At 35.0% G+C, this 1,447-nt stretch carries 2 protein-coding genes; both read right to left on the bottom strand.

Going from position 1 to position 1,447, the window contains the following annotated elements:
* Nucleotides 1–64: 64 nt before the first annotated feature.
* Nucleotides 65–241, bottom strand: a complete 177-nt coding sequence (locus JR005_RS09510; protein ID WP_004987023.1) for a hypothetical protein — start codon at nucleotides 239–241, stop codon at nucleotides 65–67.
* 136 nt (nucleotides 242–377) lie between these two features.
* Nucleotides 378–1,274 carry an OmpW/AlkL family protein gene (locus tag JR005_RS09505; RefSeq protein WP_004987024.1) on the bottom strand — a complete coding sequence of 299 codons (897 nt, stop codon included), beginning with the start codon at nucleotides 1,272–1,274 and terminating at the stop codon, nucleotides 378–380.
* Nucleotides 1,275–1,447 lie beyond the last annotated feature (173 nt).

Genomic DNA, 1,447 nt, shown 5'->3' with positions numbered 1-1,447 from the left:
ATATTCGTCAATTACATAAAGACATTTTGTAATCATTCAGATTTTAAGCTGATAAAATTCTGTTTTATTCAGCATCAGATTGGTTATATTTTTTGGCAATTTCTGCGCGTTGTTGCTGATATTGACGCTGATTTTCTGCATCGCTTTTTGCTGCCCAAAAAGCCATTCCAATAAGAAAAAATAGAAAACATAACCCCAATCCCATAAAAAATAATGCTTTACGATGATGAGCTTCTAACATTTAACTACTCTTATCTGGATAATAAACTGCATCACTATAGCAAAAATCACAATTAAATAATGTGAAAGTCCAATCTATTTTTAATTTTTTCCCATAAAAAACCTCGATAAATCGAGGTCTTTTTATACTTAAAGTATTAGAAGCGGTAACCGATACCCACGTAAGTCACGATTGGATTGATTTCAATTTCACTTTGACCTGATACAACTTTCGCACCACCTAAAGTGCTAGAGGTAATATCTAATTTAGCAGTTGTTTGAAGATGTGCATAAGATACAGAAGCTGTCGCAAACCAGTCTTTATTAAAATTATAGTCTGCTCCAATGGTTGCAATTGGAGCAACCGCATCATCAATATCAACTTTTGATACAGCTAAACCGAAATTACCACCCGCTGCTGCAATTGCTTTAGCCACTTGTGGATTAGTCAATGCTAAATATCCTGAAACTGCCTGACCACTTGGAGTACCTAGATAACTCGTCATAGAAGCATTTAGAGCAGGATTGACTGAGCCATTAAGTTTGAAATTTGAGAAATGAGCATACATGATACCTGCGCCAACAAATGGACGAAATTTACTATTTACAGTCCCAAACTGATACTTAGCCAATAATGCAGGTGTATATGCATCCACATCCCCTACTTCACCAATATTTCCAAGATTTACTGATGGACCTGCAAGTGTATTATTGCCTAGACTAATACTTTTTAGAATTGTGCCTTTTCCATCAATTTTCATTTTCGGTGGATAGCCACCCACAAATTCTAAAGATACATTATCATTTACATAGTAATCAAACAGAATTGCGCCAGTATCAGCATCGTCAATCTCAAAGCCTGCATCTGGATCAGAAGTTGAGATTTTTGAACCTAAATTTAAACTTCCTGCAACACCTTGTTTCTCACCTTGAGGCATGATGTGCATCCAGCCTGCTGAAACCCCAATAGTTTTACCGTCAGAAGTTGCTGCGTGTGTTGCAAAGCTTGTAGCAAGTAATGCTACTGGTAGGAGTGCTGTTGTTAATTTTCTCATGGGAAATCCTATCAATTTGTCGTAAATACGATAAGGTCTAAGGCGTCCAAACCTTATTGTTTGACAATTATTAGAATAAATACTTAAAAGATCAATACAGATTTATAACTTAACCAGTTCATTTCTTATAATTGCATGAATTTATTAAAATTATTTTTATCAATATCAACATA

Source organism: Acinetobacter sp. Colony158, from assembly GCF_019264745.1.
Lineage (GTDB): Bacteria > Pseudomonadota > Gammaproteobacteria > Pseudomonadales > Moraxellaceae > Acinetobacter > Acinetobacter ursingii.
This window is presented reverse-complemented; position numbering and strand designations above follow the sequence as displayed.

What these genes read in the sequence shown, in the direction of transcription:
- JR005_RS09510 (WP_004987023.1), bottom strand. Translation starts at nt 241, where the DNA reads ATGTTAGAAGCTCATCATCGTAAAGCATTATTTTTTATGGGATTGGGG.
- JR005_RS09505 (WP_004987024.1), bottom strand. Translation starts at nt 1,274, where the DNA reads ATGAGAAAATTAACAACAGCACTCCTACCAGTAGCATTACTTGCTACA.